General features: G+C 62.3%; 23 protein-coding genes. 12 read left to right on the plus strand and 11 right to left on the minus strand.

Translation table 11 applies throughout. The annotated features are described in order from the left end of the window. The first annotated feature begins 2 nt into the window (after window positions 1–2). Window positions 3–962, plus strand: a complete 960-nt coding sequence (locus tag ACWNZ3_RS10350) for a radical SAM protein (protein ID WP_496899892.1) — start codon at window positions 3–5, stop codon at window positions 960–962. A 162-nt stretch (window positions 963–1,124) separates the two neighbouring features. Here ACWNZ3_RS10350 and ACWNZ3_RS10355 read toward each other — a convergent pair whose 3' ends face one another. The 3 genes from ACWNZ3_RS10355 to ACWNZ3_RS10365 all read right to left on the minus strand — a co-directional run bounded on the left by ACWNZ3_RS10355 (window position 1,125) and on the right by ACWNZ3_RS10365 (window position 2,791). Further along, a complete protein-coding gene (locus tag ACWNZ3_RS10355) occupies window positions 1,125–1,310 on the minus strand; it encodes a hypothetical protein (protein WP_496899893.1) in 186 nt (61 codons plus the stop codon). A 28-nt stretch (window positions 1,311–1,338) separates the two neighbouring features. Next, window positions 1,339–2,415 carry a DUF2855 family protein gene (locus ACWNZ3_RS10360; RefSeq protein ID WP_496899894.1) on the minus strand — a complete coding sequence of 359 codons (1,077 nt, stop codon included), beginning with the start codon at window positions 2,413–2,415 and terminating at the stop codon, window positions 1,339–1,341. 94 nt (window positions 2,416–2,509) lie between these two features. After that, window positions 2,510–2,791: an usg protein gene (locus ACWNZ3_RS10365; RefSeq protein WP_269361949.1), complete on the minus strand. Its 282-nt coding sequence runs from the start codon at window positions 2,789–2,791 to the stop codon at window positions 2,510–2,512. A 232-nt stretch (window positions 2,792–3,023) separates the two neighbouring features. Between ACWNZ3_RS10365 and gyrA the strand changes: the two genes are divergently transcribed. After that, the gene (gene gyrA / locus ACWNZ3_RS10370) at window positions 3,024–5,747 is read left to right on the plus strand and encodes a DNA gyrase subunit A (protein ID WP_269362083.1); all 2,724 of its coding nucleotides are present in this window, start codon (window positions 3,024–3,026) and stop codon (window positions 5,745–5,747) included. Window positions 5,748–6,221: 474 nt separating this feature from the next. Here gyrA and ACWNZ3_RS10375 read toward each other — a convergent pair whose 3' ends face one another. The 4 genes from ACWNZ3_RS10375 to ACWNZ3_RS10390 all read right to left on the minus strand — a co-directional run bounded on the left by ACWNZ3_RS10375 (window position 6,222) and on the right by ACWNZ3_RS10390 (window position 10,673). Further along, a complete protein-coding gene (locus ACWNZ3_RS10375; protein WP_274575550.1) occupies window positions 6,222–6,572 on the minus strand; it encodes a hypothetical protein in 351 nt (116 codons plus the stop codon). A 161-nt stretch (window positions 6,573–6,733) separates the two neighbouring features. Beyond that, on the minus strand, window positions 6,734–8,209 hold the full coding sequence (locus ACWNZ3_RS10380; protein ID WP_496899895.1) for a carboxypeptidase M32: 1,476 nt from the start codon (window positions 8,207–8,209) through the stop codon (window positions 6,734–6,736). A gap of 2 nt (window positions 8,210–8,211) precedes the next feature. Next, window positions 8,212–9,360, minus strand: coding sequence for a heme A synthase (gene ctaA, locus ACWNZ3_RS10385; protein WP_496899896.1), 1,149 nt, complete (start codon window positions 9,358–9,360; stop codon window positions 8,212–8,214). Window positions 9,361–9,917: 557 nt separating this feature from the next. After that, a complete protein-coding gene (locus tag ACWNZ3_RS10390; protein WP_269361940.1) occupies window positions 9,918–10,673 on the minus strand; it encodes an RNA methyltransferase in 756 nt (251 codons plus the stop codon). A gap of 100 nt (window positions 10,674–10,773) precedes the next feature. Here ACWNZ3_RS10390 and ACWNZ3_RS10395 point away from each other — a divergent pair, with 100 nt between their 5' ends. Further along, window positions 10,774–11,394, plus strand: a complete 621-nt coding sequence (locus ACWNZ3_RS10395) for a thiamine phosphate synthase (protein ID WP_114277248.1) — start codon at window positions 10,774–10,776, stop codon at window positions 11,392–11,394. 54 nt (window positions 11,395–11,448) lie between these two features. Here ACWNZ3_RS10395 and ACWNZ3_RS10400 read toward each other — a convergent pair whose 3' ends face one another. Next, window positions 11,449–12,639 (minus strand): HupE/UreJ family protein, encoded by a 1,191-nt coding sequence (locus ACWNZ3_RS10400; protein WP_269361938.1) that lies wholly within the window; start codon window positions 12,637–12,639, stop codon window positions 11,449–11,451. Between ACWNZ3_RS10400 and ACWNZ3_RS10405 the strand changes: the two genes are divergently transcribed. The 4 genes from ACWNZ3_RS10405 (at window position 12,638) to ACWNZ3_RS10420 (ending at window position 16,142) form a co-directional block, all read left to right on the plus strand. Continuing rightward, a complete protein-coding gene (locus ACWNZ3_RS10405) occupies window positions 12,638–13,456 on the plus strand; it encodes a DUF4198 domain-containing protein (protein WP_269361936.1) in 819 nt (272 codons plus the stop codon). The genes ACWNZ3_RS10400 and ACWNZ3_RS10405 overlap by 2 nt on opposite strands. Before the next feature lie 42 nt (window positions 13,457–13,498). Continuing rightward, on the plus strand, window positions 13,499–14,389 hold the full coding sequence (locus ACWNZ3_RS10410; RefSeq protein WP_269361934.1) for a PfkB family carbohydrate kinase: 891 nt from the start codon (window positions 13,499–13,501) through the stop codon (window positions 14,387–14,389). Continuing rightward, the gene (locus ACWNZ3_RS10415) at window positions 14,386–15,303 is read left to right on the plus strand and encodes a pseudouridine-5'-phosphate glycosidase (protein ID WP_496899897.1); all 918 of its coding nucleotides are present in this window, start codon (window positions 14,386–14,388) and stop codon (window positions 15,301–15,303) included. Before ACWNZ3_RS10410 ends, ACWNZ3_RS10415 begins: the two co-directional genes overlap by 4 nt. Before the next feature lie 101 nt (window positions 15,304–15,404). Next, window positions 15,405–16,142, plus strand: a complete 738-nt coding sequence (locus ACWNZ3_RS10420) for a DUF502 domain-containing protein (RefSeq protein ID WP_269361933.1) — start codon at window positions 15,405–15,407, stop codon at window positions 16,140–16,142. Between the two features lie 383 nt (window positions 16,143–16,525). Here ACWNZ3_RS10420 and ACWNZ3_RS10425 read toward each other — a convergent pair whose 3' ends face one another. Then, window positions 16,526–17,563, minus strand: a complete 1,038-nt coding sequence (locus ACWNZ3_RS10425) for a patatin-like phospholipase family protein (protein WP_496899898.1) — start codon at window positions 17,561–17,563, stop codon at window positions 16,526–16,528. Further along, the gene (locus tag ACWNZ3_RS10430; RefSeq protein WP_496901901.1) at window positions 17,563–18,336 is read right to left on the minus strand and encodes a 3-hydroxybutyrate dehydrogenase; all 774 of its coding nucleotides are present in this window, start codon (window positions 18,334–18,336) and stop codon (window positions 17,563–17,565) included. Before ACWNZ3_RS10430 ends, ACWNZ3_RS10425 begins: the two co-directional genes overlap by 1 nt. 529 nt (window positions 18,337–18,865) lie before the next feature. Between ACWNZ3_RS10430 and ACWNZ3_RS10435 the strand changes: the two genes are divergently transcribed. Both ACWNZ3_RS10435 and ACWNZ3_RS10440 read left to right on the plus strand, forming a co-directional pair. Then, window positions 18,866–20,599 (plus strand): extracellular solute-binding protein, encoded by a 1,734-nt coding sequence (locus ACWNZ3_RS10435; protein WP_331284221.1) that lies wholly within the window; start codon window positions 18,866–18,868, stop codon window positions 20,597–20,599. Between the two features lie 84 nt (window positions 20,600–20,683). Continuing rightward, window positions 20,684–21,334 carry an aquaporin gene (locus ACWNZ3_RS10440; protein WP_269361925.1) on the plus strand — a complete coding sequence of 217 codons (651 nt, stop codon included), beginning with the start codon at window positions 20,684–20,686 and terminating at the stop codon, window positions 21,332–21,334. An 86-nt stretch (window positions 21,335–21,420) separates the two neighbouring features. Here ACWNZ3_RS10440 and ACWNZ3_RS10445 read toward each other — a convergent pair whose 3' ends face one another. Beyond that, window positions 21,421–22,038, minus strand: a complete 618-nt coding sequence (locus ACWNZ3_RS10445; RefSeq protein WP_496899899.1) for a helix-turn-helix domain-containing protein — start codon at window positions 22,036–22,038, stop codon at window positions 21,421–21,423. A 64-nt stretch (window positions 22,039–22,102) separates the two neighbouring features. Between ACWNZ3_RS10445 and ACWNZ3_RS10450 the strand changes: the two genes are divergently transcribed. The 3 genes from ACWNZ3_RS10450 to ACWNZ3_RS10460 all read left to right on the plus strand — a co-directional run bounded on the left by ACWNZ3_RS10450 (window position 22,103) and on the right by ACWNZ3_RS10460 (window position 25,004). After that, window positions 22,103–23,617: a class I adenylate-forming enzyme family protein gene (locus ACWNZ3_RS10450; protein ID WP_496899900.1), complete on the plus strand. Its 1,515-nt coding sequence runs from the start codon at window positions 22,103–22,105 to the stop codon at window positions 23,615–23,617. Further along, on the plus strand, window positions 23,595–24,233 hold the full coding sequence (locus tag ACWNZ3_RS10455) for a DsbA family oxidoreductase (protein WP_496899901.1): 639 nt from the start codon (window positions 23,595–23,597) through the stop codon (window positions 24,231–24,233). Before ACWNZ3_RS10450 ends, ACWNZ3_RS10455 begins: the two co-directional genes overlap by 23 nt. A 366-nt stretch (window positions 24,234–24,599) precedes the next feature. Further along, entirely contained in the window at window positions 24,600–25,004 is a 405-nt protein-coding gene (locus tag ACWNZ3_RS10460; RefSeq protein WP_496899902.1) for an adenylyltransferase/cytidyltransferase family protein, read from the plus strand. The last annotated feature ends 69 nt before the right edge of the window (window positions 25,005–25,073 follow it).

Here is a 25,073-nt window from a genome sequence, read left to right on the forward strand (position 1 = left end):
TCATGAAAGATATGGCCAACGCCAAATCGCAGGCGAATGTCGGCAAGTTCATCGATCCGGCGATCACCGCCAAGGGCGAGCCGCGCGCGACAGTGGCGCTGAGCAATCCGCAGACGCTGTGGTTCAACACCGGCACGCTGTGCAACATCGAATGCGCCAATTGCTACATCGCCTCCTCGCCCACCAACGACGCGCTTGTCTATATCACCGCCGATGAAGTCCGCGATTATCTAGACCAGCTTGAGGCGCGCAAATGGGCGGTGCGCGAAATCGCCTTTACCGGGGGCGAACCTTTCATGAATCCCCAGATGATCGAAATGACCGAGGCATCGCTGGCGCGCGGATATGAGGTGCTGATCCTGACCAACGCCATGCGCCCGATGATGCGCAAGACCATGCAAGAGGGGCTCAAACGGCTGAACACGGCCTACCCCGGCAAGCTGACGCTGCGGATCTCTGTCGATCATCATCGCCCGGCGCTGCATGATGCGGAACGCGGCGAAGGATCTTTTGACAAGACGCTCGCGGGCATGAAATGGCTGCGCGACAACGGCTTGCGCATGGCCATCGCCGGCCGCTCCGTCTTTGCCGACAGCGAGGCGGAAAGCCGCGCGGGCTATGCCGCATTCTTTGCCGAACACGGATTTGACATCGACGCCGACAATCCCGGCATGACCGTGCTGTTTCCGGAGATGGACGAACGGATCGACGTGCCCGAGATCACAACCGCCTGCTGGGGCATATTGAACAAATCGCCAGACGCGGTGATGTGTTCGTCCTCCCGCATGGTGGTCAAGCGCAAGGGGGCCGAGACGCCAGCGGTGCTGGCCTGCACCCTGCTGCCCTATTCCCCCGAATTCGAACTGGGTACAACGCTGGCCGAGGCCGAGGGTGCGGTGGCCCTGAACCACCCCCATTGCGCGAAATTCTGCGTGCTGGGCGGGGCCAGCTGCTCGGCCTAGGCTGAGGCTCCCGACAGATGCCGCTGCCAGCCGCGCTGCATCGCCTCTGGCACATGCCTGGATGCGGGCAAGACGTTCGGTTTCGGGCTGCCTGCACCGCAGGGCTGCTTCCTGACGCGTCCTTTCGGGCCGATCCAGAAGGCTTCTGCGAACCGCCTGGATTCACGAACAGCCATTGAACATGAACCGACCGCAGATCGTCGGACATCCTGCGCTATATGCCAGAGCGGAGGTCTCGGCCCCCTGCTCCCGGGCGGCGCGCACCAGCGCCAGCAGCGCGCCGTTCCTCCTGAACAATGCCTCGTGACCGATGATCAACGACAGATGCGGTGCGGCGGACCGCGCCATGAGGAAGCGGGCTAGATCACTTCGTGTATCAAGATGAGTTTTCAATCACGACAACATGTCCGTCGCGCGGGCTGGCGCGGCCCTCTGCCAGATCGGCATAGACCTGGGGCGCGGCCTCGATGCCCTCGTGCACCCGGACTTGCATCCAGCTCCCGGCTTCTGCTGCGATGCGCTTCCAAGCCGCCGTGATGCGCTTTTCGATCTCGCCCGGCCCCCATTCCTCGCGCCGCTTCGCAATCTGGGACGGGGCGAAAAAGAACTGTGGTTTCGGCCCCGGCAGGGATTTCTGCGGGCGAAACTGGTCCCAGTGGCTGGTGCCGACGGCGGCCGAATGCTTCAGAACCTCTGCCAGATGGCTGTGCAGCTTCAGCTTGACCTCCGCATTGCCCGACATGTCCACATAGACCGAGGGCACCTGCGCGATCTTTTCGATCTCATCATAGCTCAGCACCTGGTCACAGGCCCCCAGCCCCTCGACAAAGCTGCGGTTACCTTCCGAGGTCAGGCCGATGATGCGATACTTGCGGCCCTCCGGCTCTGCCAGGTATTTGCACAGCCCCAGACCGGTCTTGGAGGAGGCCGAGCCGATGATGATCTGCTCCGCGCCAAAGCAATCATTGTCCATCAGCCAGTCGAACAAAAGGTATGAGGTCGCCAGAAGCGGCTGCAACAGGGCGCGCAGGTGGTCCTGTTCCGCCGCCCCCTGCCGCACCGGGATATAGCGGTTGTAGACCGCAGGCAGTTCGGCCCGATGCGCCGCCGCATCCAGGATCACGCCCTGCCCGTCAATTTCCGGGGTGATCACAAGCTCCTCCGCCAGCGGATAGAACCCATAGATCCGCGCCCCCGGCTGCAGGGCATCGCTGCGGCTTTCCACCACATTTGCGACGCCCCAGACCGGGACCTGCCCCATACCGTCAACGCTCGTGGGAAAGAACTTCCAGTAGCCGATGTCAAATCCCACCGCCGCATAGGTGACGTTGTTGGCCGTGATGGCAAAGCTTTCCAGCCGCAGCCGGGCCTCGCCCGGTTGCAACGGCGGGTGCGCCACCTCTTCCAGCCGGATTTGCGTGATGTTCTTCTGGTCGACAAGCAGCCGTTTCATGCCGTTCCTCCCATATGGCCTGCCTCAGCCTAACCGGGGAACAGCCGCATGTGAGCCGGAAAATACAGCGACGCCACGTCACATTGCGATACGCTCAATGAAGGATGAATTCGCCCACCTGATTGCGCCACTCACCCGGGCCGATCAGCTTGCGATGGGTGAACCGCACGGAATGAAGCGGGCCTTCGATCTGCTCCTGCCAGAACTCGACAAAGCTGAAGAGTTTCGGATGATCCGGTGCCAGGTCGTAGTCCTGCCAGATGTAGCTGTTCAGCACATGGGTATAATCCGGCATCCGGTAAAAGAACTCTGCCGTGGTCAAACCATATCCCCTGAGCATCATTTCGGTTTCAGTTGGAACTTGTGTCTGGGCCATTTGTGACCTCTCCTTGCTGCTTCCATAGAACCACCTTGGCACGAATGAATTACTTTTCAATAAAAACAGTGTGTTATCACTCTATAAGATTGGCTGCCAGTGTTCCGGGGGCATCGTGCATTGCACCTGATATGCCCGGTCTGCTATAAAAACTTACAATATATAGATCGCCATCAGAAGCAGAGCAGTCAACGTGAACGACACGCCGGAAACCCCTGAAAACGAAGATGAAATGCCGCCACAGCGGCCCGAATTCGATGGCCCTTCGGTCACCATCGAACATGAGATGCGCACATCCTATCTGGATTACGCCATGTCGGTCATCGTCAGCCGTGCGATTCCCGATCTGCGGGACGGGTTGAAACCTGTGCACAGGCGTATCCTTTTTGCCATGCACGAGACCGGAAATACCCACGACAAGTCCTATCGCAAGTCCGCGCGGCCCGTGGGCGATGTCATGGGCCAGTACCACCCCCATGGCGATTCCGCGATCTATGACGCGCTGGTGCGGATGGCGCAGGATTTCTCCATGTCGCTGCCGCTGCTCGACGGTCAGGGCAACTTTGGTTCGATGGATGGCGATAATGCCGCCGCCATGCGCTATACCGAGGTGCGGATGGACAAGCCTGCGGGTTTCCTGCTGGCGGACATCGACAAGGATACCGTCGATTTCCAGGACAATTACGACGGCAAGCAGAAAGAGCCTTCGGTTCTGCCCGCCCGTTTCCCGAACATGCTGGTCAACGGGGCCGGCGGTATCGCGGTCGGCATGGCCACCAACATCCCGCCCCACAACCTGGGCGAGGTCATCGACGCCTGCCTGGCGCTGATCGACGACCCGGATCTGACTTCTGAGCAGCTGATCGAATATGTCCCCGGCCCCGATTTCCCCACCGGCGGCATCATGCTGGGCCGCTCCGGCGCGCGCAAAGCCTATCTTGAAGGGCGTGGCAGCGTCATCATCCGGTCGAAAACCCGGGTCGAAGAACTGCGCAAGGACCGCTGGGCCATCGTCATCGACGAGATCCCCTATCAGGTGAACAAGGCCACGATGATTGAACGCATCGCGGAACAGGCGCGCGAGAAGAAGATCGACGGCATTGCCCATGTGCAGGACGAATCCGACCGCAATGGCGTGCGGGTCGTGATCGAGCTCAAGCGCGACGCGACCGCCGAGGTCGTGATGAACCAGCTCTACCGCTTTACCCCGATGCAAACCTATTTCGGCTGCAACATGCTGGCGCTGAACGGCGGCCGCCCCGAAACGCTGACCCTGCGGCGCTTCCTGACCTCCTTCATCGACTTCCGCGAAGAGGTCGTGGCGCGGCGCACTGCCTATCTTTTGCGCAAGGCGCGCGAGCGCAGCCATATCCTGTGTGGTCTGGCCGTTGCGGTCACCAACATCGACGAGATTGTCGCGACCATCCGCGCCTCTGCCGACGCCGCGGAAGCGCGCGAAAAGCTGATGACACGACGCTGGCCCGCCGCCAGCATCCTGGAATATATCGCGCTGATCGACGATCCGACCCATACCGCCAATGACGACGGCACCTATAACCTGTCAGAGGCACAGGCCCGCGCCATCCTTGAACTGCGGTTGCAGCGCCTGACCCAGATCGGCGTCAAGGAAGTCACCGACGAGTTGGAAGAACTGGCAGGCAAGATCAAGGAATACCTGGAGATTCTGGGCTCCCGCGAGCGGATCATGGGCATCATCTCGGACGAGCTGCGCGAGGTGAAAGAGCTTTTCGCCGTGCCGCGCCGCACCGAGATCGTGGACTGGTCCGGCGACATGGAGGACGAAGACCTGATCGCCCGCGAGGACATGGTCGTGACCGTGACCTCCGGCGGCTATATCAAACGGACCCCATTGGCCGATTTCCGCAGCCAGCGGCGCGGTGGCAAGGGGCTGTCGGGTGGCGGGTTGAAAGAGGACGACGTGGTCACCACGCTCTTTGTGGCCAACACCCATACGCAACTGCTGTTCTTCACCACCGAAGGCATGGTCTACAAGCTCAAGACCTGGCGCCTGCCGCAGGGCAGCCGCACCTCCAAGGGCAAGGCGATTGTGAACATCCTGCCGATCCCGACGGGCGTGTCGATTGCCGCCATCATGCCGGTGGACCGTGACGAAGATGAATGGGACGACCTGCAGGTGATCTTCTGCACCGATCACGGCACCGTGCGGCGCAACAAGCTTTCCGATTTCACCAACGTCAAATCGAACGGCAAGATCGCGATGAAGTTCGAAGGCGAAAGCGAAGGCTGGAAGCTGATCAACGCGCGGATTGCCTCGAACGACGACAATGTGATGCTGACCACCAATTCGGGCCGGGCGATCCGGTTCCGCGCCGATGACGTGCGGGTGTTCAACTCGCGCGCCTCCACCGGGGTGCGGGGCATCAGGCTGGCGGGCGACGACCGTGTGGTCTCCATGTCGGTGATCCGCCACTTCGAGGCGACCTCGGACGAACGTGCCGCCTATCTCAAGATGCGCCGCGCGATGGCGGGCATTGCCGATGACGCCGAGGTCGAGGATGAGGACGAGGGCAACGCCAATGCGATCCTGCCGATGGAGCGTTACGTGGAAATGTCCGAGGCGGAAAACCTGATTCTGACGATCACCTCCGGCGGCGTGGGCAAGCTCAGCTCGGCCCATGATTATCCGCTGCGCGGGCGTGGCGGCATGGGTGTCACCGCCTGGGACAAGCGGATGCAGACGGGGCAGATCGTGGCCTCCTTCCCGGTGGAGATGGATGATCAGATCATGCTGGCCACATCCAAGGGGCAGTCGATCCGGGTGCCGGTGGATGGTATTTCGTTCCGGTCCCGCTCAGCGGGTGGCGTCAAGGTGTTCAACACCGGCAAGGGTGAAGAAGTTGTCAGCGTGGCCTGGATCGCGGATCAGGGTGATGCGGATGTCGATGGCAGCGCATCGGAAGATCCCGCTGAATAAAACCTTTCCGGTTTTCGTTGAAACGAAGCATCGCCAATCCCCCGATAGCGCCGAAGGCGTGGCAGGGTATTGGCGATACTATAGCGCTTCGGGATATACCTGAATCACTTGTTCGCTGCCTCTCCCTGCGGTCGAACGCGAAAAGTGATGCGGGATGTTTCAAGTTAATCCCGAAACGCTGTAGATAAACTGAAAACTCAATAAAGCGTCATGCGAAAAACCTGAATCAGGTAACGCTGCCTGATGTTTCAGGCATTTCGTCAGACTCTGTAATTCGCCAAATGGAATGTCGGTCCATCGCGTGACGAGCAGGTCAGCTTTGGCTGATCTCTGGCACCTGCGCCAGCAGATCCAACGCCCGGACCGTTTTACGATCCGGGGCAAAACAAAGGGTCACAAACGCAAACACCTCCCGACCATATGGCCGGGAGGTGTGAATTTTCCAAACCCTGCCCCGAGGGGCGCGGTCATGAATTAATCAGTGACAGTTGTGGTGGTTGTTGTGCCATTGCTGCTGTCGCTGGCTGCCAGAACGACAAGCAGCAGTGCACCGGCTGCAACTGCCGCGCCTGTGCCAAGACCGGCACCGGCTGCGTAGAGCGCGCCACCATCGTCATCCTGAACGCAACGACGTGCACGCACACCGTCGATTGTTTCGATTTCAGCTTTGCAGCTGTAGATCTGGCCATTGCCGCCCTGAACCCGGATCGGGTAGTTCGGATTGCCGGTTTCACCCAGGACAGCTGCCTGAGTTGTATTCTGTGCGGATGCACCTGCGGCAATGGACATTGCTACAGCTGCGGTAAGTGCGAAAATCTTTTTCATCTGGACCAAACTCCCAAGAGTATTTCTGTTCACAATTCTTATGACACGTATCAAAAGTCACTGAAAGCCATGTATCGCATTCATCGGCATTTTGCACCTGCTGATACAAAAAAATCGCACAAAAAACAGGAGAACATTGGCGAAAAAATGCTCATTGCCCGCTACAATTCGTAAATCTCGGTAAATTTGCTCCGCAAATAGCCCAGAAGCGGCGACTCGGATGGCGGTTTTCCCGTTGCCCGGGCGATGACATCGCGCGGTTCCAGCAGCCCGCCGTGGCTTTGTACATTGTCGCGCAGCCAGGCGGTTGCGGTGCTGGTATCCCCTTGCGCCAATTGGTCGTCCAGACCGGGAACCGCAGCCCGCATCGCCTCGTTCAGGCATCCGGCATAGACATTGCCCAGCGAATAGGTCGGGAAATAGCCCAGCAGACCCACAGACCAATGCACATCCTGCAGTACACCGTTCGACGGCTTGTCGACCGGAAAGCCGAAATCGGCCTCGAATCGATCGTTCCAGGCCGCTTCCAGGTCCTGTACCTGCAGGTCATGCGCCACCAGCGCGCGTTCCAGGTCGAACCGCATCAGCACATGCAGATTATATTGCAGCTCATCCGCTTCGGTGCGGATAAAACCGTCGGACACCCGGTTCACGACCCTGTAGAAGGTTTCGGCATCGGGAATGCCGAAATCGCCGAACACCTCTTTCATCTCGCCAAACAGCCAGGCGGTAAAGGCGCGGCTGCGGCCGATCTGGTTCTCGTAGATCCGGCTCTGGCTTTCGTGCACCCCCATCGACACGCCGCGGCCCAGCGGGGTCAGCAGATAGGCCCGGTCGATCCCCTGTTCATAGGCGGCATGGCCGACCTCGTGAATCGTGGAATAAAAACAGTTGAACGGGTCCGTCTCATTGGTCCGCGTGGTGATCCGGACGTCCAGACCGGAGCCGGAGGAAAACGGATGCACCGCCTTGTCCACCCGGCCCATGGACATGTCATAGCCAAAGGTCTTGGCCAGATGGCGGGTCAGTTTCATCTGCGCCGCCTCGTCAAATGTGCCCGTCAGCTTCGGCGGAGCCTTGGCGGCGCGGACCGCCGCGCGCAGCTCGCTCAGTTCCGGGCGCAGCGCGCCGAACATCCCGGCAATTTCCGCCCCCGTGGTGCCGGGCTCATAATCCTGCAACATGGCATCATAGACATCCCCGCCCAGGGCCAGCGCCTGCCCCTCTTCGCGTTTCAGCGCGATGACCTCGGTCAGCGTGGGGGCAAATGCGGCAAAGTCATCCGCAGCCCGCGCCTCGGCCCAGATGCCCTGCGCTTCGGAGGTGACGCGGGCGATCCGTGCCGCCAGCTGGGCGGGCACCTTGCTGGCGCGTTCAAAGCTGCGGCGGATGTGGCGCAGGTTGGCGCGGCCCACATCATCCAGCGCGCTGTCCTCGATCTCTGCCAGCCAGTCGCCCAGGCGGGGATCGACGCGGCGGGCGTGCAGCACCGATTCCATCGCGGCCATTTCCTCGGCCCGTTGCGGTGCTGCGCCGCGCGGCATCATGGTTTCCTGATCCCAGCCCAGCCTGCCGGCCACCTGCGACAGGGCTTCGGTTTCGCGCTGGTACGCCATCAGGTCATCATAGGCTGTCATGGTCATTTTCCTCTCAGGGATGTCGCGACGGGATAGGCGCTCAGGAACCGGGCGCGCAGGATCAGCACCCACAGGACCACTGCAAGCGCCTGATGCGCCAGGGCAATATGGACGGGCGCCGCGTAAAGCACGGTGGTGATACCCAATGCAATCTGCAGGGCCAGTGCCGCCATCACGGCGTTGAAGGCGAAACGGGTGGTGGCATGGGCAGAGCGGCGTCCGCGCAGCCAGACGACAATTCCGAAGACGGCCAGCAGATAGCCGGTCATGCGGTGGATGAACTGCACCAGCCCCGCATTCTCAAAGAAATTCCGCCAGACCGGGGTAAGGTCAAAGGCCTCGGGCGGAAAGAACTGCCCCTGCATCAGCGGCCAGTCGATGAAGTAGCGGCCCGCGTCGATCCCGGCGACCAGGGCGCCCAGCAGGATCTGCACGAACGCAAGATGCAGCAGCCCCGTGGCCATGCCGAATTGTTTTGCCTCCCTGGTCCGGCGCGCCTGCATCAGGTCGCGCTCCGACCGGCCCAGCATCAGGATGTACCAGGTGATGAACCCCATGATGACAAAGGCGAGGCCAAGATGCGTCGCGAGCCGGTAACTGGCCACATCCGTGACCCCTTCACCGCTGGTCACGCCGGAAGAGACCATCCACCAGCCGATCGCCCCCTGCGCACCGCCAAGCGCGCCCAGCAGCAACAGCCGGCCATGCCAGCCCGCCGGAACCTGCCGGCGCAGGGCGAACCAGCCAAAGCCAAGCGCCCAGACCAGCCCGATCACCCGGCCCAGCTGACGGTGGCCCCATTCCCACCAGTAGATCCGTTTGAAATCAGCCAGTTCCATCCAGGCGTTCTGCACCTGGAATTCGTCGATGGCCTGGTATTTCTCGAACTCCGACTGCCAATGCGCCTCGCTCATGGGGGGCAGCGCGCCGGTCACGGGGCGCCATTCGGTGATCGACAGGCCGGAATCCGTGAGCCGGGTCATGCCGCCCACCGCGATCATGATGAAGACCAGCGCGAAGAGGATCATCAGCCAGATCCGCATCGCGCGGCGGCCAGCGCCCCTGCCCCGGTCGATCACACCTGCCTGGGTCTGCGGCCTCGTGGTGCCGGTCTCGGCCACTTCTTCGAACAACTTGCGTTTTTCAGCCATATCCTGCCTCGGTCTTGAAGTACCGCCTTGGTAGGTCACGGCGCGACAGAGGTCCAGTGCGGCAAACCACCTGTCCGGGCGCGCAGTGTCGCACCCATGGGATGGTTCCGGGCGGGAAAGGTATCGGCGACGGTGCGGGCAAGCTTGGCATCGTCCTGGCAATGGCACAGCCGACGCCTGCGGCAGCGCGGTCCGCCGGGCCTGCACAGGGTTTGATCCCGACGTGATCTTCGCCCTTGCACCCCGTCATGTCCGAGGCCTGTGCCGTGCCGAAACTGCTGACATGTCATTTATGACAGGTCATCGAAGACATGTCATAAATGACATGTCTTCACCTTTTGACGCCTTCGCCAATTGTCGCGGCTCCTGTCGCAGCAATCATCTGCGTGCGGTGTGTGGCGTTTCGACGGGGCAGCGCTTTTCGCAAGGCGCTCACAATTCGATGGGGGTGCTCATCGGCTACGCGTCTTTGCCAACGAGGGTGCATGCCAAAGCCACCGCACCTCTCAGGCATGTCGGATTTCGGGCAATCGCGCACTGCCGCAGCAGCCCGCACCTTACTTGCCCCGATCCTTCCAGCGCACCATCTGCCGCATCATCCCGTGCATCATTTGCACATCCGCCCGCGTCATCGGCATCCGCGACCACATGTTGCGCAGGTTCAGCTTCATCGAGGCGACCTTATGCGCGGGGAAAAAGAACCCCGCCTCCTCAAGCCGTTCCTCGTAATGCGCCGCCAGATGCTCGATCTCCTGGCCGCTGGCCCAGTCCGTGCCTGCCATTTCGGTGGTCACATCGGTGACAGAGCCCGTGGCGCGCATCCATTCATAGCCCATCAGCAAGACACATTGCGCCAGGTTCAGCGATGCAAACGCCGGGTTCACCGGGACCGAAACAATGGCATTGGCCCGCGCCACATCCTCGTTCTCAAGCCCCGCGCGTTCCGGGCCGAACAGCACCGCAACCCGCTCGCCCCGGGCGATCCGTTTCGCCGCCTCCGCCATTGCCGCCTCGGGCGCGAAGACCGGCTTGGTCATATCGCGGCCGCGCGCCGTGGTCGCCAGCACGAAATCGCAATCCGCCAGGGCATCCGGCAGATCAGGGCAAAGCCGCGCCTCGTCCAGCAGCCGCCCCGCGCCTGATGCCATGGCCACCGCCGCAGGGTTCGGCCAGCCATCGCGCGGTGCCACGATGCGCATATGGTCCAGACCGAAGTTCCACATGGCGCGGGCCGCCGCGCCGATGTTCTCGCCCATCTGCGGACGCACAAGGACAAAGGCCGGAATTTTCGGAAGGCTCACAGGGCGGGTCATGCCGCCTCTTACCGCCGGTCCACCAGGCCCGCAAGAAAGGTTTTCATTTCCCCGCCGCTTGGGGTACGCAGACCGCCAAAGACCGCAAAGGACCGTGCCCATGGACACCCCCGAACAGCCGCAGATCTATCTGATCACCCCACCCGAAATCGAACTGGGCAGTTTTCCGGCCCTGCTGGGTTCCGTTCTTGATGCGCATCCCGTGGCCTGTGTCCGCCTGGCCCTGTCCAGCAAGAACGAAGACCGCGTTGCGCGCGCCGCCGACGCGCTGCGCGAGGTGACCCATGCCCGCGACGTGGCGCTGGTGATTTCGGATCATCTGCTGATGGTCGAACGGCTGGGCCTTGATGGCGTGCACCTGTCGGATGCCGCGCGGTCGGTCCGCTATGCCCGCAAGGAACTGGGCGAAGACGCCATCGTGGGCAGCTACTGCGGCCCCTCCAAACACGATGGCATGGCCGCAGGCGAAGCAGGCGCGGATTACGTCAGCTTCGGCCCGGCGCAGGCCTCCGCCCTGGGCGATGGCAGCCACGCAGAGACCGAGCTGTTCCAGTGGTGGTCCGAAGTGATCGAAGTGCCCGTCGTCGCGGAAGGGGCGCTGGACGCAGAGATGATCCGCACCCTGGCCCCCTATACCGACTTTTTCGGCATCGGCGACGAGATCTGGTCCACCGAAGATCCCGCTGCCACCCTTGCCACGCTGATCCGGGCGATGGTCTGAGGCAAGCGTCGCGCCCACCCCGAAGGGTGGGTGCAGCTTGCCGGTATCCAGAGACTAGAGAAACACCCGCTCTACCACCCAATAGGCCCCGATGATCGCGATCAGCAGCGATCCTGTGACCGAGACGGCGCGGAACATCACCGGGTATTCGGTCACCAGTTCTTCCTGGCCTTCCAGATGGGCCTTGCGCGCGGCCCCGACCGCCAGCCACAGCAGGATTGCAGCCATCGCGATCACGGTCAGCTGACCCAGTTCCACCCCGATGTTGAAGCCGATCAGCGCCGGCACGAAATGCCCCGGCGGCAGGCCGAAATCGCCCAGGACCGAGGCAAAACCCAGCCCGTGCAGCAGCCCGAAGCCAAAGATCACCATTGGTCGCCAGCGGCTGAGGCGGTGGAAAAAGATATTCTCGACAGCGACATAGACGATTGAAGCGGCAATCAGCGGCTCCACGATGGCGCCCGGCACATTGACCAGCCCCAGCGCGCCCAGCGCCAGCGTGACCGTATGCGCCAGCGTGAATGCAGAGACCTGCCAGACCAGCGGCCGCAGGTGGATGGACAGAAAGAACAGGCCAAGCACGAACAGGATATGGTCCAGCCCCTTGGGCAGGATGTGGTCGAATCCAACCGGGACATAGCCGACAAAAGTACCAAGGCCGGTCTGTTCCGCACCGCCCTGCAAGGTGATCTCCGGGCTGGTTTCGCCCCCGTCAAGATAGCCGGTGTAAGGGTCTTCCACCCCCTGCTGGCGCAGCACCATGGCCCCGCCGCCTTCCGGCCAGCGAACCTGCACAACCTCGGCGCGCGGATCGACCGGCGCGGTCAGCGTCCAATCGGAGATGCGGGACAGTTCGATGTCCACATCCTGAGGCATGGTGACAGAGGCGGTGCTCAGCGCCACCGGCGCGCCATCCGTGCTGAGCAAGGGCAAAGCATTCCACCGCTCAAGCAGGCCGGGGACACGGGCAATGATCTCCTCGCTGGAGAGCGCGCGCAGCGCATCATAGTCTTCGGCATTGGCGGCATCATTGGTGTCATCCACCGCGTCCAGGTCGATCCCGGCCAGAAATGCCTCAAGATTGATGTGCAGCACCAGTTCGATGGTGCCGTCCTCGACGCTCAGATCGCCAATGGTCGGCTGCAGCTCATGCGCCCCCGCGCGCTGCCCGCCAAGAAGGAACAGGCTTGACAAAAGCGCCACCAACAACAGCTTTGATATCAACCCGGTGAAAGTCTTTTGCATGTATCTGTCCCGTCTGTTTTTACTTGTTACCCTTGGCGCGGTGCCTTTGTCGCCCGCCCTGTCCCATGAATTCTGGATCGAACCGCATGATTATCAAGTCGATAATGGCGGAACCGTAGTGGGGGATTTCAAGAATGGACAGGAATTCGTGGGCAACACCCTGTCTTTCTTCGACAAAAGCACAGAGCGTTATGCCATGGTGGCGGATGGTGTCCGCACGCCGCTCAAGCCCCGCGCGGGCGACCGCCCCGCCCTGAACATCCCCGCCCCCATCGACGACGGGCTGCTGGTGGTGGTGCATGAAACCACACCGCAATACGTGACCTATACCGATTGGGACAAGTTTGTGAAATTCACCAAACACAAGGATTTCAGGGATGCCGTCGCCCTCCACGAACAAAGGGGCTGGAGCAAGGAAAGGCTCCGCGAGCGCTATACCCGGCACGTCAAGGCGCTGATCGCCGTGGGCAGCGGCGCGGGCGCGGATCAAGCTGTCGGGATGGCCACGGAATTCACTGCGCTGACCAACCCCTATGACCCCGGATTCGACGGCACCATGCAGGTCAGCCTGACCTATGACGGCGCACCGCGCGCGGATGCGCAGGTGGAGGTCTTCGACCGTGCACCCGACGACAGCGTGACCATCACCCTGCACCGGACCGACACCGAGGGGCTTGCCGAGATCCCCGTTACGCCGGGGCATGCCTATCTCTTTGACGCCGTGACCCTGCGCGAGGCCGCCGATGCGGGCGAAACCGAAAACGCGCCGGTCTGGGAAACGCTCTGGGCCGCGCTCACCTTCGAAGTGCCGCAATGACATGGCTTGCGCCCCCACCTCGGGCACGGGTAAAGCAACATCATGACGGCATCGCATCCCCCTGATATCCTGTGCATCGGCTCTGTCCTGTGGGACATCATCGGCCGCTCCGATCAATCCATGCGGCAAGGCTCTGACATGCCGGGGCGGATCACCCGCCTGCCCGGCGGCGTGGCGCTGAACATCGGCATGGCGCTGTCGCGTTTCGGGCTGGCCCCCGCCCTGCTGTCGGCAGTGGGCCGCGACCCGGAGGGGGATGAACTGATCACCGCCTGCGCCGTGCGCGGCCTGATCACCGATTTCATCTACCGCTCCGACGATCTGCCGACCGACCGTTACATGGCGGTCGAAGGGGCCAACGGGCTGATCGCGGCCATCGCGGATGCCCATTCGCTGGAAGCCGCAGGCGACAAGATCCTCGGGCCCCTGTCCGATGGCCGCCTGCCGCAGCCCTTTACCGGCGCCGTGGCGCTGGACGGCAACCTGACCATCGACCTGCTGAGCCAGATGGCCGAAAGCCCGTTGCTGGCCCGGGCCGACCTGCGCGTCGCCCCCGCCTCGCCCGGCAAGGCACTGCGCCTTGGCCCATTTGTGAAGGCCGGTCGCGGGACGCTCTATGTGAACCTTGAGGAAGCAGGCCTGCTCTGCCAGGCCGAATTTGCCGATTCCCGCGCCGCGGCGACGGGCCTGCTGACGCGGGGCGCCGCCCGCGTGGTGGTCACCGATGGCAGCAAACCCGCCACCGTGGCCGACCCTGACAGCATGCTGACCGAGACCCCGCCGCCCGTCCATGTGACCCGCGTCACCGGCGCGGGCGATACATTCATGGCCGCCCATATCGCAGCCGAACGCAGCGGCATCCGCGCCGAGCAAGCCCTGCACCGCGCGCTGGAGGCCACCGCCCTTTACGTTTCCGGAGAAACCCGCATATGACCCTGCCCCTGATCCTCAGCGCCGAAGTTGCCCGGGCCCGCGACAAAGGCACGCCCATCGTGGCGCTGGAAAGCACCATCATCACCCATGGCATGCCACACCCCCAGAACCTGGAGGTCGCCCGGCAGGTCGAAGACGACATTCGCGGGGCCGGCGCCGTCCCCGCCACCATCGCGGTCATCGAGGGGCAATTGCACATCGGGTTGGAACCCGAACAGCTGGAAGCCCTGGCAAAGGCGACCAATGTGGCCAAGCTCAGCCGCGCGGACCTTGCCGTTTGCATCGCGCGCGGCGGCACCGGGGCCACCACGGTTGCCGCCACCATGATCGCGGCACATCTGGCGGGAATCGCGGTCTTTGCCACCGGCGGGATCGGCGGCGTGCACAAGGGGGCCGAAAACAGCTTTGACATCTCTGCCGACCTGATGGAACTGGCGCAGACCCCGGTGACAGTTGTGGCGGCCGGGGCCAAGGCGATTCTGGATGTGGCAAAGACGCTGGAAGTGCTGGAAACCCAGGGCGTGCCGGTGATCGCCTTTGGTCAGGACAGTTTTCCGGCCTTCTGGTCGGCCTCGTCGCCGCTCAAGGCACCGCTGCGCATGGATGATCCGGCCCGGATCGCAGCGGCGCACCGGATGCGCGCGGCACTGGGCCTGCCGGGCGGACAGCTGGTGGCAAACCCGATTCCCGCGGCAGATGAAATCCCGGCGGCAGAGATGGCGCCGGTGATCGCCAAGGCGCAGGCCGATGCCACCGCCCATGGGATCAGCGGCAAATCCGTCACGCCCTACCTGCTGCAACGCATTTTCGAACTGACCGAGGGCCGCTCGCTGACTGCCAATATCGCCCTGGTGCGCAACAATGCCCGCCTTGCAGCCCGCATTGCCGCAGTAATCGTGAAAGCACCCGCATAATTGCCAGGCAAAGCGCCTGAAATGAAGCGGAAATGGATTGCTTGCCATTGTGGCAAGCAGGCAAAGGTCTTAGCTATATCGCGATCTTGCCGGGACTGCCCATGAACACGCCTTTTGATCTTGATACATCCGAACCCCGCCGCCCCGGACTGGTGGCGCGCCTGCGCGCGTCCTTCCTGACCGGCCTTGTGGTGATCGCACCTGTCGGGCTGACCATCTGGCTGATCTGGACCGTTGTCGGCTGGATCGACGGCTTTGTGCTGCCGCTGGTGCCCAAGGCCTATCACCCCGACCGGATGCTGCAGGATTTCCTTGGCCTGGATCCTTCCGTTCAGATCAACGTGCGCGGGCTCGGGGTTGTCATCTTTCTGGTGTTCACCATCATCGTCGGCTGGATGGCCAAGGGCATCATCGGCCGGTCGCTGATCCGCTTTGCCGAAAGCCTGGTGGAGCGGACCCCAGTTGTGCGCACCATATACTCCGGGATCAAACAGATATCCGAGACGATCTTTGCCCAGTCCGAACGCAGCTTCGAAACTGCCTGCCTGATCGAATATCCCCGCAGGGGCATCTGGGCGCTTGGCTTTATCTCGACCACGGCCAAGGGCGAAGTGGCTGAAAAATCGGACCCTTCGGACGAGATGATCAGCGTCTTTGTGCCCACCACGCCCAACCCCACCTCGGGCTTTCTGCTGTTCTTTCCCAAGAAGGATGTGATCGAACTGGACATGACGGTGGAAGATGCCGCGAAACTGGTGATTTCGGCCGGGCTGGTCTATCCCAGCGACCGGGCAGAACAGGGCGACATTCTGGACATCGCACCGGTGTCCCGCGACTGAGCAACGTCAAGGGTCTGCGCCAAGCTGCTGTAAAAAATATCAGTTCACATTGCGCGTAACGCCGTTTTCTTCAAAGAAAACGGTCCGGAGTTTTTAAAAACTCCGCCCCCCTCGGGCTACTAGGGTCAGGACCCATTAATCCTGCACCGCCAGTTTGACAGATTTTTCCGCTGACAAGAAGCATCTGTGCAGGAATAGTGGTTCTATTTCAAATAGATGCACCGCAGACATCGGGAAAATCCGTCAAACCCGCAGGGCGGCGATTTCACTTCATTTCAGCATCTTGGGCCGCTTGCAAATAGAACCACTATTGGCGGCACGACCCAAACCACTGAAATTTCGTGAAATTGCCGCTGGCGGTGCAGGATTAATGGGTCCTGACCCTAGCCAAACATCTCCGGAAGGTTCACGCTGCTTTCCACACCGATCTTCTCCTTATGCGCGTCAAGGAACCCCTCCGCCGCAGCTTGACCCGCTTCGAAAAGGGTCGCGATCACAGCGGGCAGCGGCACCAGCTTGGTGGCCACGGACAATTTTTCCATCAGGTTGTCGTCGGCCACCATATGCACCCTGATCCGGCTCATCGAGCCTTCGGGGATCTTGCCGCTGTCGAGCAGGCGCTGGACAAATTCAATCGCGCGCAGCTCCCTCAGCAGGCTTGAATTGAAGCTGATCTCATTGATCCGGTTCTGGATCTGCTTTGGTGTGCGCGGCAGGTCGTGCCGTTCCAGCGGGTTGATGTTGATCACCAGAACGTCGTCCGGCAACCCCTTGTCAAACAATGGAAAAAGAGCCGGATTTCCGGTGTATCCGCCATCCCAGAATGCCTCCATCTGGCCAGTTTCCGTGTCGTGCATTTCCACCGCCTGGAACACCGTGGGCAGGCAGGCGGAGGCCATGATCGCCTCCGGCCCGATCTCATCGCCCGAGAACACCCTGATCTTGCCGTTCCGCACCCGCGTCGCACAGATGAAAAGCTGCGGCGCTATGCCATTGCAGACCTTGTCGTAATCCAGCCTGGTCACAATATCGGTCAGCGGATTGCGGTAGAACGGGCCATAGGCATAGGGCGAGGTCACATTCGACACCGCATCCGCCATGGCAACCGGCCATGAATATTCCAGCGCCTGGCTGACGGCGGCGATGCCGAAAGGGGCCATCCAGCTCTGCATCCGCAGATCCTGCATGCCCGACACCTGCCGCCAGAGCCATGCCAGGTTTTCCCGCGCACCTTCGGCACCCCCGGCAACGAAACCGGCTTTCACCGCCGCACCATTCAACGCCCCGGCAGAGGTTCCGGAAATGCCGCAGATTTCCAGGTCCGGCTCCTGCAGGAGCCGGTCCAGCACGCCCCAGGTAAAGGCACCATGCGCGCCGCCGCCCTGAAGCGCCAGATTGATCCGTTTTTTCCCGGCTGCCATCAAATTGCGGTCCAGCCACCGTCCACGCTGATCGCTGTCCCGGTGATCTGCGCGGCCGCGTCAGAGCACAGGAAGGTGGTGGTCCCGCCCAGCTGTTCGACCGTTGCGAATTCCTTGCTGGGCTGTCGTTGCAGCATCACGTTCTTGATCACATCCTCGCGGGACATGTCGTATTCCTTCATCGTGTCGGGAATCTGCGCTTCGACCAGCGGGGTCAGCACATAGCCCGGGCAGATGGTATTGGCGGTGATCGGATCCTGCGCGGTTTCCAGCGCCGTGGTCTTGGTCAGGCCGACGATGCCGTGTTTTGCCGCCACATAGGCGGATTTGAAGGGCGAGGCCGTCAGCCCGTGGGCAGAGGCGATGTTGATCACCCGGCCCCAGCCGGCCTTGCGCATCATCGGCAGCGCCATGGCGGTGGTGTGAAAGGCAGAGCTGAGGTTGATCGCGATGATCGCGTCCCATTTCTCGACCGGGAAATCCGGAATCGGCGCCACATGCTGAATGCCCGCGTTGTTGACCAGAATATCGCAACGCCCCGCCTCGGTGATCAGCTGGCGGCATTGGTCGGCCTTGGACATATCCGCCCGGATGTAACGCGCGGTGACCCCGGTCTCCGCCGCGATCTGTTTGGCCAGATCGTGGTCTTCGGCGTTGTCGGTAAAGGAATTGAGCACGATGTCCGCCCCTGCCCGCGCCAGTTCCCAGGCAATGCCCAGCCCGATGCCGGAATTGGAACCGGTGATCACGGCGGTCTTGCCGGAAAGGTCGATTGTATAGGCCATGGTGAAATCTCCTGAAGTTGGATGCTGCGCCGCATCATGCCGCGCTGCACCTGCAAAGTGAACGCGCCGGGCAGAATAATCTTTCCCCTTGCATAGCGCGTCCGGGGGAAAGCTGAAACACCGGGTGATGCCGGTCGATGGCCCAGGACAAGCTATCTGGCCCCGGGGGTTTTCACGGGCAAAGCGCCGCGCCCGCCGCAATTTGCCCGGCACCGGGCGCGGCCAAAAAAAAACGCCAGCACGAAGCTGGCGTTAAGTTATTGAGGCAGGTTTCATACAGGCAAGAAACCTATCGAGCAGTGCCCTATGTATAAGCAATCTCGCGCCTCAGGCCAAGCATTAAGTTTGAAGTGCCCTCCAAGCCCAGCTATGCAAGGCCCTAACAAAATAAGGGCAGTGCGAGATTGTGCAGAAAATGGTGATTCATTTTTTCCAGAAAGCTTGGGCGGTTGCGGCGTTTTCTTCACTGATTCTCTGTGCCGCCCCGGCGGGCGCGGAACCGCAGCACGGGATATCTATGTACGGCGAACCCGCCCTACCACCCGATTTTGTGTCCCTGCCTTACGTGAACCCGGATGCGCCCAAGGGCGGGCGGATCGTACTGGGGAATTCCGGCAGCTTCGACAGCCTCAATCCATATGTCCTCAAGGGCTCTATCCCCTGGCAATTGCCGTTCTTCACCCATGAGACGCTGATGGGCCGGTCCCTGGACGAACCTTTCACACTTTACGGTCTGCTGGCCGAATCAGTGGAGGTGCCGGAGGACCGTTCCTGGGTCGCCTTCACCCTGCGCGAGGAGGCCCGATTCTCTGACGGCACCCCGGTGACGGTCGAGGATGTCATCTTTTCCTTCGAACTTCTGGGAACGGAAGGCCACCCGCGCTACCGGGACTTCTGGAAACAGATCGAAAGCATCGAACAGACCGGCCCCCGGTCGCTGCGCATCACCTTCAACACCGACAACCGCGAATTGTCGTTGCTGGCAGGCATCCGCCCGATCCTGAGCAAGGCACAATGGGAGGGCAAGGATTTCGCCAATGCACCCCTGCAGGAGGTGCCGCTGGGCAGCGGGCCCTATGTGATCAGCGACTATCAGGCCAGCCGCTATGTCACCCTGCGGCGCAATCCCGATTACTGGGGGGCAGATATTCCGTTTCGCCGGGGCACCAACAATTTCGACGAGATCAAGCTGGACTTCTACGGCGATGCCAATGTTGTCTTTGAAGCCTTCAAGGCAGGCGAGATTTCCGCGGTGCGCGAATTCAACGCCGAGACCTGGGACACGCAATACGACTTTCCCGCTGTCCAGCGCGGCGAGATCGTGAAATCGACGTTCCCCCATGCCAAGCCCTCGGGCATGACCGGATTCGTGATGAACACGCGCAAACCACCCTTTGACGACTGGCGGGTGCGCGACGCGCTGATCTGGGCCTTCAACTTTGAATATATCGGCGAGACATTGACCGGCGGCAGGCTGCCGCGCATCACCTCCTATTTCTCGAATTCCGAACTTGCGATGCGCCCCGGGCCTGCACCGGCGCCGGTGGCCGATCTGCTGAAACCCTTCAGCGACACCCTGCCCGAGGGCGCGCTGACCGGCTATGCGCTGCCCGAAGGGGACGGATCAGCCCGCAACCGGGCTGGCATTCGCCATGCGATGAAACAATTGCAGGCGGCGGGGTATTCGGCGCAGGACGGGGTGATGCGGGATGCGGCGGGCAAACCGCTGACGGTGAATATCCTGCTGTCCAAGGGCAGCAGGCTGGATGTGGCCGGTTCGGACAAGATTGCCGATCTTTATGTGCAGGCGCTTGCCCGGCTGGGGATCGCCGCAACGGTCGATGTGGTTGATAATGCCCAGCTGAACAAGCGGCTTGAGACTTTCGATTTCGACATCACCACCTTCCGGCGCTCACTGTCGCTGAGCCCCGGCACCGAACAGCGGTATTACTGGGGGTCTGACGCGGCGTCAGTGCCCGGATCGGGCAACATGATGGGGATCGAAAGCCCCGCCGTCGACGCGATGATCGACAAGATGCTGACCGCGCGCGGGGCGGATGAATTCACCCATGCCGTGCGCGCGCTCGACCGGCTGCTGACGGCGGGGCGCTACGTCATCCCCTTCTGGCAGTTCGACGAAGGGTTGATCGCCCATAAGGTCGAAATGAAATACCCCGACAGGATTCCGCTTTACGGCGACGGGCCGAATTACATGCCAGAGGTCTGGTGGTGGGATGCGTCACAAAATTGAAACATCTTCGCGATACCGCAGCGCCATGAATATTTTCGCAACACCCCCCGCGCCCTTCCGGCCCCTCCTGCCATGTCCACAGCCATGAGGCGCCTCGCCGCAGAGGGGCTGGGCACCGCGATGCTGCTGGTCGCTGTCATCGGCTCCGGAATCATGGGCGCCTCGCTGGCCGAGGGAAACAGTGCCATCGCCCTGCTGGCCAATGCCATTGCCACGGGATGCATGCTTTATGCCATCATCACCGTGCTGGGCCCGATTTCCGGCGCGCATTTCAACCCGGCGGTCACTCTGGCCTTTTACCTGCGGGGCCAGATGCCCGGCAGGGAAGTCCCGCTCTTTGTCGCCGCCCAGGTGGCAGGTGCCGTGCTGGGGGTCTGGGTGGCACATCTGATGTTCGACCTGCCGGTGCTGCAGGTCAGCCAGACCATGCACCGCACCGGTGCCGCGCAGTGGTTTTCCGAAGCCATCGCAACCTTCGGCCTGTTGTTCGTGATTTTCGGCGGGCTGAAACACCGTGAAGAGGCGGTGCCGGTTCTGGTCGCGCTTTATATCACCGGCGCCTATTGGTTCACCGCCTCCACCAGTTTCGCCAATCCGGCGGTGACCTTTGCACGCGGGTTCTCCGATACCTTTGCAGGCATCTATCCCGGCCATATCGCGGCTTTCATCGCGGCACAGATCGCGGCGGTGTTTCTGGCCCATGTCATCCTGCGCCCGCTGTTCGACGACAGGTGATCCGGTTGCATGGCTGCGCCGCATGCCATCCAGTCTGCTTGCAGCTTTGCCCCGAACCACAGACCTATCTGGGCACCTGAAAAAGGTCAGACCAGCGAGGTCACCCAAAGGATAGTGGCATCCTCGGCAGAGGTAGAGATCACATTGTGGCCCATGGCCGCATCGTAATAGGCGCTGTCGCCCCGGCGCATCTCCACGGGTTCGTAAAATTCCGTGTAAAGCGTGATCACGCCGGTCAGCACGTAAAGGAATTCCTCGCCGTCATGGCGCACCCAGCCGTCGAATTCCTCCATCGTGCGGGCCCGGATGCGCGCGCGGTAGGGCAGCATCTGTTTCTTGCGCAGGCTCTCGGCCAGCAACTCATGCTCATATGTGGTGGTGGCCTTGGCCGCCCCCTCGCCCGATTTGGTGAGCACCATGCGGCCATTGATCTTTTCCGCGGCAGGTGGCGTGAAAAGCTGCGGCACCGAGATTTCAAGCCCGATGGCCAGTTTCTTGAGCGCCTCATAGGTGGGCGACATCTGGCCGTTTTCGATCTTTGACAGGGTGGAGCGGGCCAGACCCGCCTGCTTTGCCGCCTGTTCCAATGTCCAGCCGCGCGCCTTGCGCAATTCCCGCACGCGCGCGCCCAAATCCAGAGGCGGGGTGATTTCCGGCTCACCGCTGGCGCGTGCAATCTCGATCAGGCTGGCGTTCTGGCTCATCCCCCTGCTTTAGCGCCCCGTGGCGGTGCTTGCAACGCGCCACGTGCTGGGCTAGCGCGGTGGCATGGCACGAACAACCGCATATACAGACTTCAATCTGGCGCAGCATGTGCTGCGGGCAGGCCTTGCCACGCCGGACAAGGTGGCACTGTCGCTGCTCTCGGCGGACACAAGCGAGGACTGGTCCTTTGACCGGCTGACCCGGGCGGTCCGCGGCACCGGCACAGGATTGCGGGCTGCCGGCCTTGCGCCGGGCGACGTGGTGCTGATGCGCCTGGGCAATACGCCCGACTTCCCGATCGCCTATCTGGGGGCGCTGGCCGCCGGGCTGGTGCCGGTGCCCACCGCAACGGCGCTGACCGAGGGCGAAGTGGCGCGGCTGCTGCCCGATCTGCGCCCTGCCGCCATCCTGCACGACCCCGATGTCCCCTGCCCGCCGCATCCTTCGCGCATTGATGTGGACGATCTGCGCGCCATGCAGGCGCTGCCGCCGGTAGACTGGCATCTGGGCGATCCCGACAGGCTGGGCTATATCATCTATACCTCCGGCACCTCCGGCAGGCCCACGGCGGTCATGCATGCGCATCGTGCGATCCTGGCGCGGCAGATGATGTTTGACGGCTGGTACGGGCTGCGCCCGGAAGACCGGATGCTGCACGCGGGCGCGTTCAACTGGACCTTTACCCTTGGCACCGGGCTGATGGATCCCTGGACGATGGGCGCCACTGCGCTGATCCCGGCGCCCGGCACCCAGGCCGCAGATCTGCCCGAGCTGATGGCACGGCATGGCGCAACCCTCTTTGCGGCGGCCCCGGGGGTCTACCGGCAAATGCTGAAAGGGCGCGACCACCTCGCCCTGCCCGCGTTGCGCCACGGGCTGAGCGCGGGGGAAAAGCTGAACCCGGTTGTGCGCGACGCCTGGACCGCAGCCACCGGCACCCCGGTTTACGAGGCCTTTGGCATGTCGGAATGTTCCACCTTCATCTCCGGCTGCCCGGGCCATCCGGCGACACCCGGCGCATTGGGCCGCGCGCAGGCGGGACGCCGGGTGGCGATCCTGACCGAAACCGGCCCCGCCGCAACCGGCGAAGTGGGCACCATTGCCATTCACCGCAGCGATCCCGGCCTGATGCTGGGCTACCTTGGCGCGCCGGAACAGACCGCCGCGCGGTTTCAGGGCGACTGGTTCCTGACCGGGGATCAGGGCGTGATGGATGCGGAGGGGCAGATCACCTATCTGGGGCGGCGCGACGACATGATGAACGCGGGCGGCTTTCGGGTCTCGCCGGTGGAGGTCGAGGCGGCGCTTGCCAATGCGCCCGGCGTCACCGGCGTGGGTGCCGCCGAAGTCGAGGTCAAACCCGGTGTCAGCGTGATCGCCGCCTTCTACACCGCGCCTGCCCCTCTGGACGATGCGGCGCTGGCCCGTTATGCGGAACGAACGCTGGCGCGCTACAAGCAACCGCGCCTTTACATTCACCTTGCCGCGCTGCCCACCGGGGCCAATGGCAAGCTCTTGCGGCGCAGGTTGCGCGCGGAATTTGAGGCCAGAAAAGATGCCGGACCCGATCAAGCTTGACATCATGTCAGACCCGATTTGCCCCTGGTGCTATATCGGAAAAGCCCATCTTGACCGGGCCCTGCTGGACCATCCGGACCATCCATTCGTGATCGAATGGCACCCGTTTCAGCTGAACCCGGATATGCCCGCCGAAGGCATGGACCGGCGCGCCTATCTTGAGAACAAATTCGGCGGCAAGGAGGGCGCGGTGCGCGCCTATGCCCCGATCGTGGATCATGCCCGGAAAGCCGGGCTGACGATCAACTTCGAGCAGATGAAACGCACGCCCAACACGCTGGATGCCCACCGGCTGATCCATTGGGCCGGGATCGAAGGGCGTCAGACGGCGGCGGTCTCCGCGCTGTTCAAGGCCTATTTCGTGGAGGCCCGCGACATCGGCGATGCCGAGGTGCTGGCCGATATCGCAGACAGCATCGAGATGGACGCAGGGGTCGTGACCCGGCTTTTGCAGACCGACGAGGACCGCAAGGCGATTCAGGACCGCGACGCCCACAGCCGCCGGATGGGGATCAATTCGGTTCCGACCTTCATCGTGGCGAACCAGCACGCGGTTCCCGGCGCGCAGCCGCCCGAGCTTTGGGCAAAGGTGATCGCAGAGCTGCAAGGCGGCTAGGCCCTGGGCTCTAGGCCCTGGACTCTGGCCCCCAAGCCAACATTCTGATTCCGCGTGACTATGGCAGATCGGCCACATCCGGTGTCCATGTGGTACACGGGCTTTGCCAGCACCCGCCCGCTGGCCTAACCTGATGGCACAAATGGGGCACAGACCCCTGATCAGAACAGTTTGAGCGGGTACAATGACAGACATCCAGGCGACGCCGGACCGCGATGCCGTGTGGCATTCAGGCAGGGCTTTCATCATTCTTCCCCCCTCTGAAGAGGGCGGAAAAGCGGCAGCAGAGCCGGTATTCTTCCCCCGGCCCTGCCCTGTTCATGCCATCTGGCTAAAGGAATCCGGCCCGGTGCAGAGGACCGGCGCATGATCGGCCAGGTGCCCGGCCGGGTGGTGCTGACATATGGTGTTTTTGACGATATCGGGCCGCAAACCAGCGCAAGGCTGCGCCATCTGGGCGGCCTTGGCAGAGAGCTGATCGTGGGCTGCGCCACCGATGCGCTTTGTCTGCGCAGCGGCATCCGCTGCGCCTTGCCCTATCACCAGCGGCGCGCGATGCTCGAACGCGCGCGCTTTGTGTCGCGGGTCATTGCGCAGGATTGCTGGGACCAGCTGCGCACCGATATCGTGAACTACAATGCAGGTGCCTTGGCACTGGGCGAAGTGCCCCCCTTTGTCGACCTGCAGGGGTTGAGCGACATCGTTCAGCTGCTTGAAATGCCCAATACATCAGCAACACTTTCTTGCGCAGAAACGCGGCTGGCATCCTGAGCGTTAGAAAAATTTACGACTGTTTTTATAAGTTGTTGTCTGACCTGCAACCATGGGTTATCCAAACGA

It is taken from the genome of Sulfitobacter sp. IGS-18, from assembly GCF_059628195.1.

Coding starts and splice junctions, on each gene's coding strand:
- ACWNZ3_RS10445 (WP_496899899.1), bottom strand. CDS start 22,038: ATGAGCCAGAACGCCAGCCTGATCGAGATTGCACGCGCCAGCGGTGAG.
- ACWNZ3_RS10415 (WP_496899897.1), top strand. CDS start 14,386: ATGACCCTGCCCCTGATCCTCAGCGCCGAAGTTGCCCGGGCCCGCGAC.
- ACWNZ3_RS10460 (WP_496899902.1), top strand. CDS start 24,600: ATGATCGGCCAGGTGCCCGGCCGGGTGGTGCTGACATATGGTGTTTTT.
- gyrA (WP_269362083.1), top strand. CDS start 3,024: ATGCCGCCACAGCGGCCCGAATTCGATGGCCCTTCGGTCACCATCGAA.
- ACWNZ3_RS10380 (WP_496899895.1), bottom strand. CDS start 8,209: ATGACAGCCTATGATGACCTGATGGCGTACCAGCGCGAAACCGAAGCC.
- ctaA (WP_496899896.1), bottom strand. CDS start 9,360: ATGGCTGAAAAACGCAAGTTGTTCGAAGAAGTGGCCGAGACCGGCACC.
- ACWNZ3_RS10420 (WP_269361933.1), top strand. CDS start 15,405: ATGAACACGCCTTTTGATCTTGATACATCCGAACCCCGCCGCCCCGGA.
- ACWNZ3_RS10405 (WP_269361936.1), top strand. CDS start 12,638: ATGTATCTGTCCCGTCTGTTTTTACTTGTTACCCTTGGCGCGGTGCCT.
- ACWNZ3_RS10365 (WP_269361949.1), bottom strand. CDS start 2,791: ATGGCCCAGACACAAGTTCCAACTGAAACCGAAATGATGCTCAGGGGA.
- ACWNZ3_RS10440 (WP_269361925.1), top strand. CDS start 20,684: ATGAGGCGCCTCGCCGCAGAGGGGCTGGGCACCGCGATGCTGCTGGTC.
- ACWNZ3_RS10455 (WP_496899901.1), top strand. CDS start 23,595: ATGCCGGACCCGATCAAGCTTGACATCATGTCAGACCCGATTTGCCCC.
- ACWNZ3_RS10350 (WP_496899892.1), top strand. CDS start 3: ATGAAAGATATGGCCAACGCCAAATCGCAGGCGAATGTCGGCAAGTTC.
- ACWNZ3_RS10375 (WP_274575550.1), bottom strand. CDS start 6,572: ATGAAAAAGATTTTCGCACTTACCGCAGCTGTAGCAATGTCCATTGCC.
- ACWNZ3_RS10425 (WP_496899898.1), bottom strand. CDS start 17,563: ATGGCAGCCGGGAAAAAACGGATCAATCTGGCGCTTCAGGGCGGCGGC.
- ACWNZ3_RS10400 (WP_269361938.1), bottom strand. CDS start 12,639: ATGCAAAAGACTTTCACCGGGTTGATATCAAAGCTGTTGTTGGTGGCG.
- ACWNZ3_RS10435 (WP_331284221.1), top strand. CDS start 18,866: ATGTACGGCGAACCCGCCCTACCACCCGATTTTGTGTCCCTGCCTTAC.
- ACWNZ3_RS10395 (WP_114277248.1), top strand. CDS start 10,774: ATGGACACCCCCGAACAGCCGCAGATCTATCTGATCACCCCACCCGAA.
- ACWNZ3_RS10360 (WP_496899894.1), bottom strand. CDS start 2,415: ATGAAACGGCTGCTTGTCGACCAGAAGAACATCACGCAAATCCGGCTG.
- ACWNZ3_RS10390 (WP_269361940.1), bottom strand. CDS start 10,673: ATGACCCGCCCTGTGAGCCTTCCGAAAATTCCGGCCTTTGTCCTTGTG.
- ACWNZ3_RS10450 (WP_496899900.1), top strand. CDS start 22,103: ATGGCACGAACAACCGCATATACAGACTTCAATCTGGCGCAGCATGTG.
- ACWNZ3_RS10410 (WP_269361934.1), top strand. CDS start 13,499: ATGACGGCATCGCATCCCCCTGATATCCTGTGCATCGGCTCTGTCCTG.
- ACWNZ3_RS10355 (WP_496899893.1), bottom strand. CDS start 1,310: ATGGCGCGGTCCGCCGCACCGCATCTGTCGTTGATCATCGGTCACGAG.